We start from the raw sequence: 15945 nt of genomic DNA on the forward strand, positions 1-15945 counted from the left end.
CCGTTCGGGGCCTACCAATTCCTGGTCAGCGTGATGCGCAGCGAACGCGGCTCGATCGGGTGGAAATGCACGTCGCCGCGTGCGGCGCTTTCGCTGCGCAGGCGCGAGACGTAGTAGTACTCGACCGCCGAATCCCGCCGGTTGGCGAGGTTGAAGCCTTCGATCTCGACACGGGTCGCCTTGTCGATGCGGTAGCCGACGCGCGCGCCCAGCGTCATGCTCGCGCGTGAGCGCACGCTGTTGTCCTCGACCAGCGGGCGCGGCCCGAAGTAGCGCAGCCGCAGGGCGCCCGACCACGGGCCGAGCCGGTCCACCGTCAGCGCCAGCTGGCCGACGCCTTCGACCGCGCCCGGAAGATGGCTGCCGGCCGGGTCGTAGCCGCGCGAGCGTGCATGGGCAAAGGCCGCGTCCAGGTCGAGCGACAGCCACTTGAGCGGCTTGTAGTAGTTCGAAAACTCGATGCCGACCCGCCGGCTCGGTCGCCCCGCCTCGGTCGACCCCTCGTCCCCGACGAAGGTGAGCTCGGAATCGAAGTCGAGCCGGTACAGCGACAGTGTGGTCTGCATTTTGGGAACCGCTTCGGTGCGCAGGCCCAGCTCGGCGCCGTGCGAGCGCACCAGGCCGGGCGCGCGGCCGACTGCTTCCATGGTCTTCGGATCCATGGAGGCCACCGTGCCGCGCGCGTCGTTGCTGTGAAAGCCGTTGCCGATGTTGGCATAGAACTCGGTCGAGTTCCACGGCGCGTACGCGATGGAGAGCGACGGACTGGCAAGACGCGCGCTGGCGCGCCCCGAGTTTTGTGCCAGGCTGCTGCGCACGTCGAAACGGTATGCGTCCGCGCGCAGGCCAAGCGTGGTGCGCCAGCGTTCGTTCCACCGCGTTGCGCTCTCGACGTACAGGCCAAGGCTGCCCTCGACCACGTGGTCTTCGCGGGTGCTGGACAGACGCTGGCGCGCCCGGGTGCTGTACAAGCCGTTGAAGATGTTGTCGTTCTGCGCCTGCAGCCCCATCGTCAGGCTGGAGCTGCTGGCGTCGCCTCGATGCACGTGCCAGGTGTGCTGGGCATCGGCGCCGCTGGTCACGCGCCGGTCCGGCTGGCTGAACTGGTCACCGTTCACGGGATCGCTCAAAAAGTAGGTGAAGTTCGAGTACAGATCGAGCTGGTTGCGGATCAGGTAAGCGCTCACTCTCGATGCGCTATCGGCGGCAGTGCGGCGCCAGATGCCGGACAGGCTCACGCGCCGGGCCGCGCCGCCGTCGGTGGGGTCGAGCGCATCGAAGCGGCCGAGCGCTCCCGCGTCCACCGCGCGCTGCGGAACCTGGTCGGTGGCGTTCCAGCTGCCGTGGTAGGCCATGGCCGTCACGCTCCAGCCGTTGTTGGCGTAGCCGCGGCTGTAGCGCAGCACGCCATTGGCCTTGCGGTAGTCGTCCGGGTGTGCGAACGGGCCGTCGTTGTGCAGCAGTTCCAGCGCGTACAGCAGGCTGCCGCCGGCCAGCTGCGGCGAACCGGCCAGCGCGGTGCGCACGAAGCCGTCCTGGCCCAGCGTCACGGTCGCCACGTCCTGCATCAGCCGGTTGGCGTAGGTGATCGAGGCGCTGCCGGCGGAAGCGAAATCGCCCTGCCGCGCCGAGTAAGGCCCCTTGGCGTAATCCAGGCGCGTGGTGATCTCGGGGATCAGGAAATTCAGGTCGGTCCAGCCCTGGCCGTGCGCGTGGCTGCGCTGATTGACCGGCATGCCATCGACCCAGGTCGCCAGGTCGGTGCCGTGGTCGAGGTTAAAGCCGCGCAGGTAGAACTGGTTGGCCTTGCCTTCGCCGCTGTGCTGGCTCACCATCAGGCCCGGCGCCGCCTCCAGCAGTTCCCCGGGGCGGTAGGCGACGCGCTGCTCGAGCTCCCTGGCGCCAATGCTGCCGCTGCTGGCGGCATCGAGGACGCCCAGCTGGCTCGCGCGGGCACCCTCGACCAGCACGCGCTGGATCAAGAAGTCGTCCGCGTGGCAGGCCGCATGCACGAGCAGCGCGGCCAGCACAAAGGGCAGGGAGTGAAGCTGCGGCATCGCTGGCGGGCGGTCAGCGCAACGGCCGGTCGGCGGTCTTGCTGTCGAAGTTCAGCGTGCGCACGCTGCCATTCTCGTTGATGTTGACCGTGTTGACCTGGTCCGGCAGGAAGTCGGTCATCACCTCGTCGTGCACCAGCGCGGCTTTCGATAGCGGCGTCTGCTCGGCTTCCTGGTAGATCATCACGCTCTGCGCGTCAGCCGTCACGCCGACCCAGCGCAGCGCAAGCCTGCGCTGGTCCTGGCCCTGCAGCCAGAACTGGCGCTCGATGTACTTGCGCAGCACTTCCTGGTCATCCGGCTGCGACAGGTCGAACTGGCGCTGGTACATGTTGGCCAGCAGCGCCTCCACATCGTGCGCCATGTAGGTGTGCACCACCTCGGTGCTGCCGGTGCGCGCGTTGAAGCTGATGTCGGTGATCCCGGCGTGGAAGTTGTGGGCGTGGGCCGCGAATGCGATGGCCAGGCTGCCGGCAATGCCGGCGACGCTGCGTGTCGTCAGGCTCAGCATGGGTCCCGGCTTGCGCCGGGGCGACGGTCGATTGTTCATTCCACTGCCTTGTCGCCGGGGTTCTTCAGCGGCTCGTTAAAGTCCTTCATCATGTCGTCCTGCTCGCGCTTGGCCTTGAACAGCTCCAGCCGCGAGGGCATCAGCTTGCGCGGCCATGCATTGTTGCTGGTGTCGACGTCGGCTGTCTCCAGATACGGGTCCTGGGTCAGCCCCACCATCGGCTCGTCGGTGATGACCAGTTTGGTGATCTTCTTCGGATTGTGGCGCCAGACTTCGGCTGGCACGCGCTCGATGTACTTCTTGCCGCTGGCGAGCGTGATCTCGAGCACCAGCGGCGTCACCAGCCCGCCGACGTTGGTGAAATCGACCAGGTACAGGTGCTTGCCTTCCTTGAGCAGCGCCTTCTCCCAGTCTTCCAGCCCCGCCACCGTTTCATTGTACTTGTTGCGGTCGTGGTTGGTCACGGTAAAGTCGTCGTGCTCGTTGTAGAAGTCCTTCAGCCCTGGCTTGTCGTCCACGTAGCGCGGCAGCGTGCCCTTGTTGCGCTGGTCGGTGATCGAGATCGGTTCCTGGTCGCGCTGCGCCTTCTTCCACTTCTTCTCGATTTCCGGATCCTTGGAACTGATCTGGTACTCGGTGATCCCATCCACGCTCACGTCAACGGGCTGGGTGCCGTAGAACCAGCCGCGCCAGAACCAGTCGAGGTCCGTGCCCGAGGCATCCTCCATGGTGCGGAAGAAATCGGCAGGGGTGGGGCGCTTGAATTTCCAGCGCTGCGCGTACTCGCGGAAGGCAAAGTCGAACAGCTCGCGGCCGAGCACCGTCTCGCGCAGCACGTTCAGCGCCGTGGCCGGTTTGGCGTAGGCATTGTTCCCGCGCGAGAGCACGGATTCGGAGTTGGTCATGATCGGGGTCTGTCCGCGGCTCTTCATGTAGTCCACGATCGCGCGCGCTTCGCCGCGGCTGGACGGATAGTTCTCTTCCCAGGCCTGCTCGGCCAGGAACTGCATGAAGGTGTTGATGCCCTCGTCCATCCAGGTCCACTGGCGCTCGTCCGAATTGACGATCATCGGGAAGTAGTTGTGGCCGACCTCGTGGATGATCACGCTGATCAGGCCGTACTTGGTGCGCTTCGAATACGTCAGCTGTCCGGTCTTCTTGTCCTTGGTCGGGCGCCCGCCGTTAAACGAGATCATCGGGTACTCCATGCCGCCCACCGGCCCGTTGACCGAGATCGCCACAGGGTAGGGATAGTCGAAGGTGTACTTGCTGTAGCTGTCGATGGTGTGGATGATCGCCGGCGTCGAATACTTCTCCCACAGCGGATTGGCTTCCTTCGGATAGAACGACATCGCCATCACGTCGGTGCCGCCGCTCTTGAAGCCCTGCGCATCCCAGATGAACTTGCGGCTCGTTGCGAAGGCAAAGTCGCGCACGTTGGCCGCCTTGAAGCGCCAGGTCCTGGTCGTGGTGGCGCGCGCCTTTTCGGCCGCCTCGGCCTCGGCTTGCGACACGATCACCACCGGTTTGGTGGCGGTGCGCGCCTGCTCCAGGCGCTTGCGCTGCACGGCGCTGAGCACATCTTGCGGGTTCTGCAGCACGCCGGTGGCGGCGACGATGTGGTCGGAAGGGACGGTCAGTTCCACGTCGTAGTCACCGAATTCAAGCGTGAACTCGCCGTCGCCCAGGTACTGCTTGTTCTGCCAACCGTGTGCGTCGTAGTACGCCGCCATGCGCGGATACCACTGCGCGATCTCGAACAGGTCGTTCTTGTCTTCCTTGTCAAAGCGCTCGAAGCCCATGCGGCGGCCCAGCACGATGTTCTCGGGTACGTTGAAGCTCCACGCCATCTTGAACGCGTAGCGCGCGCCCGGCTTCATCGGCTGCGGCAGGTCGATGCGCATCATGGTCTTGTTGATCACGTAGCGCAGCGGCTTGCCGTCGGCGTCGGTCACGCTCGCGATCTTGAAGCCGCCGTCAAAGGCGCGGCTGGCAAAAATGAAGCGCGCCGCGTCGAATTGCAGGCCGCCCTGGCCCGTACGACCCGTCGCCCACGCCTCGCGCGACGGGTAGCTGATGATCGTGCGGTTGTCCGAGTCGGCCGCGAACATGTTCTGGTCCAGCTGCACCCAGAGGTAAGAGAGCGTGTCCGGCGAGTTGTTGTGGTAGGTGATCGTCTCGGTGCCGCTGATTGCGCGCTTTGCCTCGTCGAGCGTTGCGCGAATGGTGTAGTCGGCGCGCTGCTGCCAATATGCGTGGCCGGGTGCGCCCGAGGCGGTGCGGGTATCGGTGGGCGTGGGCAGCAGTTCGTCGAGCTGTCGGAACTTGTCGTCGAACTGCTGGGCCGATGCGGCGAACGAGGCGAGCAGGGACAGGGCGGCGAAGCTGGCGTGCAGGCGTTTCATGGTCTGGGTTCTGTAGATGGAAAAACGGCAGCTGTGCGAAAGCTGCCGGTGTTACTCGGGTGCGGATCCTCCGCCCACGCGTTCAAGCGGCGTGAGCAAGCCGCGGCACGATATTCTTGCGTGATTTGAACGCGTGGGCGGGAGACCCGTCCACCCTACCAATCAGTCGGCCTTCTTGGCGTCGTCGGCCTTGGCAGGCTTCAGCTTTTCGTTGAAGTCCTTCATCATGTCCTCGCCCATGCCGCGCTGCTGCGACTTGAACAGCTCCAGGCGCGATGGCATCACCTTGCGCGGCCACGCGTTGTTGCTCACGTCGGTGTCGGCGGTCTCCCAGTACGGGTCCTGGGTCAGGCTCACCATCGGCTCGTCGGTGATGACCAGCTTGGTGATCTTCTTCGGGTTGTGGCGCCAGACTTCAGCCGGCACACGCTCCACATACTTCTTGCCGCTGGCAAGCGTGATCTCCAGCACCAGCGGGCTCACGAGGCCGCCCACGTTGGTGAAGTCCACCAGGTACATGTGCTTGCCTTCCTTGAGCAGCGCCTTTTCCCAGTCCTCCAGGCCCGCCATGGCTTCGGCGTACTTGTTGCGGTCGTGGTTGGTGACGGTGAAGTCGTCATGCTCGTTGTAGAAGTCCTTCAGCTCGGGCTTGACGTCCACGTAGCGGGGCAGCGTGCCCTTGTTGCGCTGGTCGGTGATCGAGATTGGCTCCTGGTCGTGCTGCGCCTTCTTCCACTTCTTCTCGATTTCCGGATCCTTGCTGCTGATCTGATATTCGCTGATGCCGTCCACGCTGACGTCCACATGGTCGGTGGTGTAGAACCAGCCGCGCCAGAACCAGTCGAGGTCCGTGCCCGAGGCGTCTTCCATGGTGCGGAAGAAGTCAGCCGGGGTCGGGCGCTTGAACTTCCAGCGTTGCGCGTATTCGCGGAAGGCGAAATCGAACAACTCGCGGCCAAGCACGGTCTCGCGCAGCACGATCAGGGCCGCGGTCGGCTTGGCGTAGGCGTTCGGGCCCAGCGCCGAGATCGACTCGGAGTTGGTCATGATCGGCTGCTGGCCGGCGCTCTTCATGTAGTCCACGATCTGGCGCGGTTCGCCGCGCGAGATTGGATAGTTCTCTTCCCAGGCCTGCTCGGCCAGGTATTGCACGAAGCTGTTCAGGCCCTCGTCCATCCAGGTCCACTGGCGTTCGTCCGAATTGACGATCATCGGGAAGTAGTTGTGGCCCACCTCGTGGATGATCACGCCGATCAGGCCGTACTTGGTGCGCTTGGAGTAGGTGATCTCGCCGGTCTTCTTGTCCTTGGTCGGGCGCGGGCCGTTAAACGAGATCATCGGGTATTCCATGCCGCCCACCGGGCCGTTCACCGAAATGGCGATCGGGTACGGGTAGTCGAACGAATACTTGTTGTACTCGTTGATGGTGTGGATGATCGCAGCCGTCGAGTACTGGCCCCACAGCGGGTTGCCCTCCTTCGGATAGAACGACATGGCCAGCACGTTGGTGCCATCCTTCTTGAAGCCCTGCGCGTCCCAGATGAACTTGCGGCTCGACGCCCATGCGAAGTCGCGCACGTTTTTGGCCTTGAAGCGCCAGGTCTTGGTGCCCGCTGCGCGGGCCTTCTCTTTTGCCTCGGCTTCGGCCTGGGTCACGATGACGACCGGCTTTTTCGCCGTGCGCGCCTGCGCCAGGCGCTCGCGCTGGGCGGTGGACAGGACCGCGTCCGGATTCTGCAGCTCGCCGGTCGAAGCGACGATGTGGTCGGCCGGGACGGTCACCTCGACGTCGTAGTCGCCGAACTCCAGCGTGAATTCGCCGGTGCCCAGGAACTGCTTGTGCTGCCAGCCCATCACGTCGTAATAGGCCGCCATGCGCGGGAACCACTGGGCGACTTCGAACAGGTCGTTCTTGTCGTCGAACTTCTCGTAGCCCGAGCGGCCGCCGAGCACCTTCTGCTCGTTGATGTTGTAGCTCCACTCGATCGAGAACGCGACCTTGGCGCCCGGCTTGACCGGCTGCGGCAGGTCGATGCGCATCATGGTGCGGTTGATGACGTAGTGGAGCGGTCGGCCGCTGGCGTCCTTGACGCTCTTGATGTTGAAGCCGCCGTCGAACAAGCGCGCTTCCAGCATCGAGCGCATCGAATCGAACTTCACGCCGTCTTCCGGACCACGCGGCTTGCCCCATGCGTCCTTCGAGGCGACGGTGGCGGTGGTGCGCGAGTCGGAGTTCGGCTTGTAGATGTTCTGGTCGAGCTGCACCCACAGGTAGTTCAGGGTGTCGGGCGAGTTGTTGTGATACGTGATCGTCTCGGCGCCGGTGATTGCGCGCTTGGCCTCGTCCAGCGATGCGCGAATCGAATAGTCCGCGCGCTGCTGCCAGTAGGCGTGGCCCGGCGCGCCGGAAGCGGTGCGGATCGTGTTCGGCGTGGGGAGCAGTTCGTCGAGCTGGCGGAACTTGTCGTCAAATCCGCTGGACGGAGGGTCGGCCGCAATCGCGGACATGGAAAGGCACAGCGCAGCTAAGCCGATCGGCAAACGCATCATATTTACCCTGTCTTTGTGGGAGAAAAAGGAAAAAATGATTCTAAGCTGAGCTTTTCGGCAATTGTCCTTGAGAATGTAACAAAGCTGATACATGGGGCATGGCGCGGCGCACCATGTTCCATATTTGACACAGGATATGAATTTTCTGGTTAGAAAATTATGTGACTTGCGGTTACGAGGAGGCCTGATCGGGACCCACACGAGGATCGGGATCAGGCGCCATTGAAGCCCGAACTGATGGAAATCCCACCACAAGAATCTCAGCCGACAATGGCCAAGACTGTGGGAACGTCAATCTGAAGGAGTAGATGCAAATGAAGTTGTGGCGGAAGCATTTGTCGGGTTTCTGGATCTACCGCTGCATTCGAGAGTCCACCGTCCACGCCCCGTCCTCGTACACGCGCTCCTCGCCCAGATACACCGCGTCCGTCACCGCGAACACGTCGATATGGTAGCGCGCGTCCTTGCGCTTGAAGCCGGGCTTGGGATACACGCCGTGCTTGGCGCCCAGCGACAGGTGGATGCCGCACATGCGCTCGTAGGTGCCGATGTCGTCCACGCGCCGCTCGCGGGTGAAGGCGCGGTTCAGGCCGAAGCCCAGCTCGCGCACCCACACCTCGCCCTCGTCGCGGCGGATGATGTCCAGCACTTCCTGGAATTCCGGCGTGGCGTCGATCGCCTGAACCACGCGCCCGCGCTCGACCACCATCGTGACCGGCTTGTCCGGCCGGTTCGAGCGGTACGAGGTGTCGCCGAACACGTGCACGAGCACCGTGCCGCTGACCGCTTCCAGGTCGCGCGCCTCGGTGAACACTTCGCCGATCGGGAACTGGCCGCCCACATTGTGCATCTCGCTGTAGTCGCCCACGTTCAGCTTGGCAGGCTCGAAGGGCGAGGCGAACACCAGCTCGGCATCGCCACCGACCACACGGCCGCAAGTGGCCGCATCGATGCGCGCCTTGAGCGCCTTGCCCACCCCGCGGAAGTACGCCGGGTCGTAGGCCAGCGCCTCGATGTAGTGTTCGGCCTGTGCTCCCGGCATGCGTGACAGGTGCACGTGCTCGATCACCTTCAGCCCCAGCTTGAACAGCTCCACGCGAATGCGGAACGCCTCGAGCCTGAAATTGGTGGACTGGACCAGCACCACCAGGTCGCTGGGCGCCATGCGCTTGAACGCGGCCAGCACTTCTTCGGCGCCGGTAGTGTCGAAGTCGAGGAAGGTGGCGCCGGGCAGGTTGCGGCGGTAGGCTTCGGTCAGCGCGCGCGCAAGGCCAGTGCGGGTATCGAAGACGACCAGCGCGGCGTGGCCCGGCCCGTGCTCGACGGCGATGCGCACGATGTCGCGCACGTGCGCTGTGGCGTCGTCGATGGCGTGGGCAGGCAGGTCGGGTGAGATCTCGGTGTTCATGCGGACGTCCTGATAGGCCCTCCATTATACGTGGCGCTGGAAGGGCTTCTGCCGCCGTGCCCGGCCCGGTGTATCCTTGTGTGCACAAGCCACCAAAAACGGGAGATGGACATGAAAGCGACGATCGGAGCATTGGTTCTGTGCGCGCTTGCCGCCGGCTGCAGCCGTCACGACGCGGCGCCGGCGCAGCCGCCCGCCAACACCGCGGACGACGCCGGCGCGAAGGCGGCGCGGGCGCTGCACAAGCCAATCGATCAGGCCAGCCAGGCGACCCAGGCGATCACTCAGTCCGCGGACGAGGCAAGGGACAAACTGAAGGAGGCGACCGGGGACGAGGCGAAGTAGCGGGCGACGTCAGCCGGCCGCGCGCAGCTCGGGCCACTCGCCGCCCAGCACGATCGACAGGTCCACGAATTCGGAGCGCCATGCCCGCTCCAGGTCCTGCTCGACTTCCTCGATCGACGTCTGCTCGAAGTTGCTGAAGCCACGCACGCCGTAAGCGCGGTTGCGGCCGTGCGCCTTGGCCAGGTAGAGCGCCATGTCCACCAGGTTGACGGCACGCTCCCACGACAACGGTTCGCCCATCGGCGCCAGCGGGAACGGCGCAAAACCGATCGATACGTTGGCCGACAGTGGCTTGCCCTGGTGCTCGATGTTGTTTGACGAGATCCCGGCCAGCAGCCTGCGCGCCACCTCATCGAGCCCGCTGCGCGGAATCGCCGGCAGGAAGGCCAGGAATTCCTCGCCGCCCCAGCGCACGATCATGTCGGTTTCGCGCAGGATCTCGCGCAGGCAGTCGGCGATCGCGCGCAGGACCGAGTCGCCCGCGGCATGGCCGCAGCTGTCGTTGATGTGCTTGAACTGGTCCACGTCGAGCAGGAACAGCGCGCCCACCAGTTCCTCGCCCGAGGTGCCGACGCCGCGCTTTTCGAGCGGCTGGTAGTTGCGCATGTATTCCTGGAAGTGGCGCCGGTTGTACAGGCCGGTGAGCGGGTCGCGCACGCTCTGCTGCTTCAGCTCGAGGTTCTTTTCCTCGAGCTTGGCGTTGGCGCTGCGCACCTTGCGGTACAGGATGCCGACGATGACCGAGGACAGCGCGAACACCAGCGCGAGCAGCCACCACACGCGCTGCTGCAGCCGCCGGTTGTCGAGCTCCGCCGACTTGACCTGGTTCTCGCGCTTGAGGAGCTCGATCTGTTGCTGCTTCTTGTCGGTGTCGTACTTGGCCTGCAGCTCGAACATCTGCTTCTGGCGCCGCTTCTCGAACAGCTCGTTGGACAGGTCGCGTTCGCGGTGGTAGGCCTTGATCGCCCCCGCCATGTCGCCCGCCGACTCGAGCGTCTGCCCATACTCCAGGAGCGCCATCTGCAGGGACGGCTTGTCGCCGGCCTTTTCGATCATCGCCAGGCCCTCTTCGGCAATGCGCTTGCCTTCGCCAATGCGGCCCTTGCCGATCTGGGCCTCGCCCATGTTGATGTGCGCGACCGCCGTGATCCACGTATTGTTCAGCGCGCGGCCGGCCTCCAGGGCCTTGGCGGCGTACAGGGCCGCGTTGTCGTAATCCTTGAGCTTGAGGTAGCTGTCGGCCAGGTTGCCGAGCGTGCCGGCGATCAGCGCCTTGGCGCCGAGCTTGCGCAGCCCGGTCAGCGAGGCCAGGAGCGCCTCGCGCGCGCGCTTGAGCTGGCCGCTGTCGCGCGCCAGTGCGTATTCGCTGCGCTTGAGCAGCGCGATGCGCCCGACCGAGTGGGTCTGCTCCGCCGCGTCATAGGCTTCCTCCAGCGCGGCGAAGCCCTTGTCGTATTCGTGCAGGTCGATGTACAGCTCCACCAGCTGGTTCAGCGCCCGCGCCAGCATGGCCTGGTTGCCGGAGCTGCGCGCGATCGAGGCCGCCGTCTGCTTGTGCTCGAGCGCGAGCGGGAAGTTGCCCTCTTCGGCGAACGCATCGCCTGAGGTGAGCAGCGCCTTGATGCGCAGTTCCGGGTTGTTGCTGCGGGCGGCGATCCGTTCGCCTTCCCAGATCAGCTTGTGCGACTCGGGCAGTTCGCCGCGGATGAAGGCGATGTCGCCCTTGTCGAGCAGGCCCTTGGCCAGCGCCACGTCATCGCGCTGCGAGCGGCCGAAGGCAATGAGCTCGTCGCAGGAACGGTTGGCGCGGTCGAAGTTGCCCAGCTTGCGGTAGGCGATGCACAGCTGCGACAGAAACTCGGCGCGGTCGGCCCCGCCGGCGGCCTGCGTTTCCTGCTCCAGCGCCTGCAGCATGGGCAGCGCCCGTTCGGGCACGTATTGGTTCAGTTCGCCAATCTCGGCAAGCCGATCCGCCAGCGGCACGGATGGCTGGGCGCTGGCAATCGCCGCGACGAGCCACAAGGAGGCGACCAGGCTGGTGCTGTGGCGGCGGGACCGTCGGGTTGTCGAAGCTGCCGGCATAACTCCCTCGAGAACGTGACCGGTGGCCCCGGTCGCGAGGGCACCTGCTCAAATTATATAATCGTTGCAGAGAGGAAATTCATATTTTTGTGTGTAAATACAAAAAAATACAAAGTTTGTAGTCACAACACGACGTCCCGGAACCGGCTCAGGCAGCGAGCTGCTGGAGCTGGTACAGCCGCTGGTACAGCCCGCCGTCGATGCGCATCAGCTCCTCGTGGGCGCCGCTTTCGGCGATGCGGCCGTGGTTGAGGACGATGATGCGGTCGGCGCTGCGGATCGTGGACAGCCGGTGCGCAATCGCGATCACCGTGACCCGCCCGCGCAGTTCGTCCAGCGCCTCCTGCACGACCTGCTCGGTCTGGCTGTCGATGTGCGAGGTGGCTTCGTCCAGCAGCAGGATGCGCGGGCTGCCGGCCAGCGCGCGGGCGATCGCCACCAGCTGCTTCTGGCCGGTGGACAGGCGCGAGCCGCTTTCGCCCAGCGGCGTGTCGTAGCCCTGTTCGAGCGCGGCGATGAAGTCGTGGGCGTGCGCGGCGCGCGCCGCTTCCTCGATGCGTTCCTGCGGCAGGCCGCGGCCCATGTCGATGTTCTCGCGGGCAGAGGCAGCCAGCAGGAACGGGTCCTGCGGCACCAGCCCGACCTCGGCGCGAAAGCGCTCGTTGCTGATGGCGGCCAGCGGCTCGCCGCAGATCTCGATGCTGCCGCTGGCCGGGGTGTAGTAGCGCAGCAGCAGCGACAGCAGCGTCGATTTGCCGCTGCCGGTATGGCCGACGACGCCAACAAAGGCGCCTTGCGCGATCTCCAGCGACAGGTCGTGCAGCACCGGCTGCCCCGGCACATAGGCAAAGTTCAGGCCGCGCACGCGTACCGCCGGGGCGTCTTGCCTTGCCACGCGCTGCGGTGCGCCGGCCGCGCGCCCGGCGCTGTGCTCGGTCGCCTCGGGTTCGGCCAGCAGGGCGTTCACGCGCGACGCGGCCACGATGGCCTGCTGCAGGCTGCTGAACTGCATCGTAATCTGGATCAGCGGCTCCACCACGCGGGTGATGTAGCTGATGAACGCGTACAGCACGCCGACTTCGACCGAGCTCATGGCGCGCTGGCCGAAGCTGTAGATCACCACCGCCAGCAGTATCACGTTGAGCAGGTCGAGCGCGGGGCGCAGCAGTAGCGCGTTGGCGCGCAGCTCGGCCACCCGGGCCTTGTAGTGGGCGGCATTGGTGTCGGCAAAACGCTGTCCGAAACGCTGCGCGGCATTGTTCGCCTGGAGCACGCTCATGCCGCCGATCGACTCTGCCATCTGGCCGTTGATGTCGCTGCGCAGGGCGCGCGCGCGCGTCACCGCGGGCGCGGACAGGCGCTGGTACAACCACACGATGAACAGCACCGCCGGCACCAGCGCGAGCACGATCAGCATCAGGCGCCAGTCGAGCCAGGCCATGGCGGCGGTGGTGCCGAGCACAACGATGCCGCTGTCCAGGATCACGAACAGCGCCTGGATGTACAGCCGCTTGACGGCCTCGGTGTCGTTGGTGACGCGGCTGACCAGCTGGCCGGTGATGGCGTGGTCGAAGAACGCCATCGGCAGGCGCAGCACGTGGCCGAACACCCATTCGCGCAGGCGCTGGACCGAGCGCATTGCCAGTCCCGACAGGCGCACCAGCTGCAGGTAGCGCAGCCATGAAGCGCTCCAGCTGAAGACCAGCACGCCCGCCAGCAGCATGGCCATGCGCGGCCAGTCGGCGCGGTGCGGCAGCAGGTGCTCGTCGATCAGCTTTTTGCCCAGCAGCGGGCCAAGCACCTCGAGCCCGGCCGCCACCACCAGCCACAGGATCGCCCAGGCCAGGTGCTTGCGGTCGGGGTGGGCGGCGCGGCGCAGCAGGCCAAAGGCTTGCCGGGCCTGGTTGCGGATATCGGTGCGGGAAGTTTCAGGTTGCATCCAGGCTGGCCTCCAGTTGTTGGTAGCGCCACTGGCTGGCGTACCAGCCGTCTTGCGCGAGCAGTTCGTCGTGGGTGCCCGATTCGGCGATGCGCCCGTCCTTCAGCACCACGATGAAGTCGGCATTGACCACACCCGACAGGCGGTGGCTGGCGATGATCGCGGCCAGCTCGGGGCGGGTGCGCCGTACTTCGGCCAGGTGTTCGAGGATGCGCGTTTCGGTCCCGGTGTCCACGGCCGACAGCGCGTCGTCCAGCAGCAGGAGCGAACTGTCGGCCAGCAGCGCGCGCGCGATCGCCACGCGCTGGCGCTGGCCGCCCGAGAGCGTGATCCCTTTCTCGCCCACCGGCGTATCGTAGCCCTGCGGGAAGCGCAGGATGTCGTCGTGGATCGCGGCCATGTCGGCCGCATGTTCGATCTCGGCGCGCGATGCGCCCGGCCGGGCCAACGCGATGTTCTCGGCGATGCTGGCCGAGAACAGGAACGACTCCTGCGGCACCCAGGCGATCGCCGCGCGCAATGCGGACAGGCGATAGCCGGCCAGCGCGCGGCCGCCCCAGGTGACCGTGCCCGCCTGCGGCTCGGCCTGACGCAGCAGCACCCGCAGCAGGGTGGACTTGCCGGAGCCGGTCGGGCCGACCAGGCCCAGCGTCATGCCCGGCTCCAGCGCCAGCGACACGTTGTCCAGCGCCGGCTTGTCGCCCTCGTGGTAGGCAAAGCGCACGCCGCGCAGCGCCAGCGTGCCGCGCTCGACCCGGGTGGCCGTGCCGTCGTCGGCCACGGCCAGCGGCGCGTCGAGCATCGGCTGCAGCCGCGCGAGTCCGGCCCGGCCCTGCGCCACCAACGACAGGACCCAGCCTGCCGCGAACATCGGCCAGATCAGCTGTCCGAGGTACATCGTGAAGCTGGTCAGCGCGCCGATGGTGAGCTGGTTGTTCCATACCAGGTAGCCGCCCACACCCAGCGTGAGCGCGCTGGCCGCGCCCAGGGTCAGGCCCACTGCGGGCTCGTAGGCCGCCTCCCACTTCTGGTTGTCCAGGCTGGCCTGGGCCGCGCGGCCGGCCAGTTCGGCGAACTGGCGCGCGCTGCGCTGCTCCAGCCCCAGCGCGCGCAGGTTGCGCACGCCGGCAAGGCTTTCCTGCACGTGGTCGTTCATGTGCGCAAAGCGCTTGAGCGCATCGTCCGAGACCACGTAGATGCGCCCCGTGATGCGCCAGAACGCGAGCGCCATGAACGGGAAGGGAATCAGCGCCACCAGCGTGAGGCGCCAGTCCACGCCCAGCGCCATGATGCCCAGCACAGTCACCAGCGTGAGCGTGCCGTCGAAACCGGCCAGCATCGCTTCCCCGGCCGCCTGCTCGATCGAGTCGATGTCGTTGGTGGCCAGCGCCATCAGGTCGCCGGTGCGCTGGCGCTGGTAGAACGACGGCGCCTGCGCGGCCAGCCGTTCATATAGCCTGGTGCGCAGCTCCACGCCCAGCTGGTAGGCCGCCGAATACAGGCGCGTGCGCCAGCCCACCCGCAGCACGTAGATGGCCACGCCCAGCGCAAGCAGCTCGGCGAGCTGGATCAGCAGGTCGTGGCGTGACATGCGCTGCGCCGCCAGGCCGTCGATCATCAACCCGACCTTGCGCGGAATCCAGGCGGTGCACACTGCCACGGCGACCAGCATCACCGCGGACGAAACATAACTTTGCCAGTGCCGGCGTACGAAGCCGCCGACCAGCTGTGCGAGACTCATTAATCGTTGTCCTTGTCCGGGTGGCCCAAAATAGAAAGCGGGCCGAAGCCCGCTAATTTACTATCTTTGCACCGGCCGCGCAGGCCGCCTTGGCAATTACTTCTTGCGCGCCTTGCGCGCGGTGGCCGGCTTCAGTTGGACCACGGCGGCGCCGGCCTCCATCTGCGGCTTCGGGTCGAGCACCGCTTCGATGGCGATGGGCGAGGCGGACGGCTTGGCCGCGCCGCGCTTGCCGGCGACCTTGCGCACGGCCTTGGCGATCGGCTTGGCCTTGGCCGGCAGTTCGGCGGCGGCCTGGCTGTCGGCGACCGCCACCGGCTTGCTCGGCGCCTTCTGCTGCGGCTCGGCGGCGGCAGGGGCGGCCGCCTGCTCCGTCTCAGGCTGCGGCGCGGGCATCTCGCCGGCGCTGCGCGACAGGTTCAAGCGTGCATCCGTGACGATGTTGAACAGTTCGCGGCCGTACTCCAGCATCGACGACAGCTGGTCCTGGGTGGTCGAGCCGAGCGTGAACAGGTCGCGCGGATCGCTGATCGACAGCAGCCGGCGAAAGGTGGAGGCAGTGCGCTCGACCTGGGCGCGCGAGGTGCTGATGTTCAGGGCCAGCACCTGCTCGGCGGTGGCAAACGCCTGGGCCGTCAGGGAGCGGGCAAACTCGAGTTGGGCGTCGAACTGACCCTTGCGTGCTGCGGACAACTGTTCAGAAAAAGCATTCATGTGATCCTCTTGGAGTTATGACGCGCTGCAATATTGTCTAGTGTATCGGCGTTTGTCGGGGTTGAAAAGCGCATTTTGTGGCGTTTTCGTCGCAAAATCTCGCATTGCAGCATTTTACTTGCGTTGGGCAAATTATTGTCGGCATTGAAACGGTGTGGCGCACGGTTACAATGCAGCGACCAGGCCAACCAAA

General features: G+C 65.7%; 10 protein-coding genes. 1 reads left to right on the forward strand and 9 read right to left on the reverse strand.

The genetic code is table 11. The features are described from left to right. Nucleotides 1–11 precede the first annotated feature (11 nt). The 5 genes from NX773_RS01450 to NX773_RS01470 all read right to left on the reverse strand — a co-directional run bounded on the left by NX773_RS01450 (nt 12) and on the right by NX773_RS01470 (nt 8931). The gene (locus tag NX773_RS01450) at nt 12–2057 is read right to left on the reverse strand and encodes a TonB-dependent receptor (protein ID WP_258854631.1); all 2046 of its coding nucleotides are present in this window, start codon (nt 2055–2057) and stop codon (nt 12–14) included. A 13-nt stretch (nt 2058–2070) separates the two neighbouring features. Continuing rightward, nucleotides 2071–2607, reverse strand: a complete 537-nt coding sequence (locus tag NX773_RS01455; protein ID WP_258854632.1) for a DUF6702 family protein — start codon at nt 2605–2607, stop codon at nt 2071–2073. Beyond that, nucleotides 2604–4973, reverse strand: a complete 2370-nt coding sequence (locus tag NX773_RS01460; protein WP_258854633.1) for a M1 family metallopeptidase — start codon at nt 4971–4973, stop codon at nt 2604–2606. The genes NX773_RS01455 and NX773_RS01460 overlap by 4 nt, the downstream gene beginning before the upstream one ends. Nucleotides 4974–5135: 162 nt before the next feature. Beyond that, nucleotides 5136–7520, reverse strand: coding sequence for a M1 family metallopeptidase (locus NX773_RS01465; RefSeq protein ID WP_258855821.1), 2385 nt, complete (start codon nt 7518–7520; stop codon nt 5136–5138). 355 nt (nt 7521–7875) lie between these two features. Next, nucleotides 7876–8931 carry a 3-isopropylmalate dehydratase large subunit gene (locus NX773_RS01470; RefSeq protein WP_258854634.1) on the reverse strand — a complete coding sequence of 352 codons (1056 nt, stop codon included), beginning with the start codon at nt 8929–8931 and terminating at the stop codon, nt 7876–7878. Nucleotides 8932–9042: 111 nt separating this feature from the next. Here NX773_RS01470 and NX773_RS01475 point away from each other — a divergent pair, with 111 nt between their 5' ends. Then, complete coding sequence (locus tag NX773_RS01475) at nt 9043–9276, forward strand: hypothetical protein (protein ID WP_258854635.1); 234 nt, start codon at nt 9043–9045, stop codon at nt 9274–9276. Between the two features lie 9 nt (nt 9277–9285). On the opposite strand, the gene NX773_RS01480 is transcribed toward NX773_RS01475, so the two are convergent. The 4 genes from NX773_RS01480 to NX773_RS01495 all read right to left on the reverse strand — a co-directional run bounded on the left by NX773_RS01480 (nt 9286) and on the right by NX773_RS01495 (nt 15752). After that, nucleotides 9286–11298 carry a tetratricopeptide repeat-containing diguanylate cyclase gene (locus NX773_RS01480; protein WP_258854636.1) on the reverse strand — a complete coding sequence of 671 codons (2013 nt, stop codon included), beginning with the start codon at nt 11296–11298 and terminating at the stop codon, nt 9286–9288. A 208-nt stretch (nt 11299–11506) separates the two neighbouring features. Beyond that, entirely contained in the window at nt 11507–13297 is a 1791-nt protein-coding gene (locus NX773_RS01485) for an ABC transporter ATP-binding protein (RefSeq protein WP_258854637.1), read from the reverse strand. Then, the gene (locus NX773_RS01490) at nt 13287–15038 is read right to left on the reverse strand and encodes an ABC transporter ATP-binding protein (RefSeq protein ID WP_258854638.1); all 1752 of its coding nucleotides are present in this window, start codon (nt 15036–15038) and stop codon (nt 13287–13289) included. Before NX773_RS01490 ends, NX773_RS01485 begins: the two co-directional genes overlap by 11 nt. A gap of 96 nt (nt 15039–15134) precedes the next feature. Then, entirely contained in the window at nt 15135–15752 is a 618-nt protein-coding gene (locus tag NX773_RS01495) for a phasin family protein (RefSeq protein ID WP_258854639.1), read from the reverse strand. Between the last annotated feature and the right edge of the window lie 193 nt (nt 15753–15945).

This window comes from Massilia solisilvae (assembly GCF_024753215.1).
Taxonomy (GTDB): Bacteria; Pseudomonadota; Gammaproteobacteria; order Burkholderiales; family Burkholderiaceae_D; genus Telluria; species Telluria solisilvae.

What these genes read in the sequence shown, in the direction of transcription:
- NX773_RS01450 (WP_258854631.1), bottom strand. Translation starts at nt 2,057, where the DNA reads ATGCCGCAGCTTCACTCCCTGCCCTTTGTGCTGGCCGCGCTGCTCGTG.
- NX773_RS01460 (WP_258854633.1), bottom strand. Translation starts at nt 4,973, where the DNA reads ATGAAACGCCTGCACGCCAGCTTCGCCGCCCTGTCCCTGCTCGCCTCG.
- NX773_RS01495 (WP_258854639.1), bottom strand. Translation starts at nt 15,752, where the DNA reads ATGAATGCTTTTTCTGAACAGTTGTCCGCAGCACGCAAGGGTCAGTTC.
- NX773_RS01485 (WP_258854637.1), bottom strand. Translation starts at nt 13,297, where the DNA reads ATGCAACCTGAAACTTCCCGCACCGATATCCGCAACCAGGCCCGGCAA.
- NX773_RS01455 (WP_258854632.1), bottom strand. Translation starts at nt 2,607, where the DNA reads ATGAACAATCGACCGTCGCCCCGGCGCAAGCCGGGACCCATGCTGAGC.
- NX773_RS01490 (WP_258854638.1), bottom strand. Translation starts at nt 15,038, where the DNA reads ATGAGTCTCGCACAGCTGGTCGGCGGCTTCGTACGCCGGCACTGGCAA.
- NX773_RS01470 (WP_258854634.1), bottom strand. Translation starts at nt 8,931, where the DNA reads ATGAACACCGAGATCTCACCCGACCTGCCTGCCCACGCCATCGACGAC.
- NX773_RS01465 (WP_258855821.1), bottom strand. Translation starts at nt 7,520, where the DNA reads ATGCGTTTGCCGATCGGCTTAGCTGCGCTGTGCCTTTCCATGTCCGCG.
- NX773_RS01475 (WP_258854635.1), top strand. Translation starts at nt 9,043, where the DNA reads ATGAAAGCGACGATCGGAGCATTGGTTCTGTGCGCGCTTGCCGCCGGC.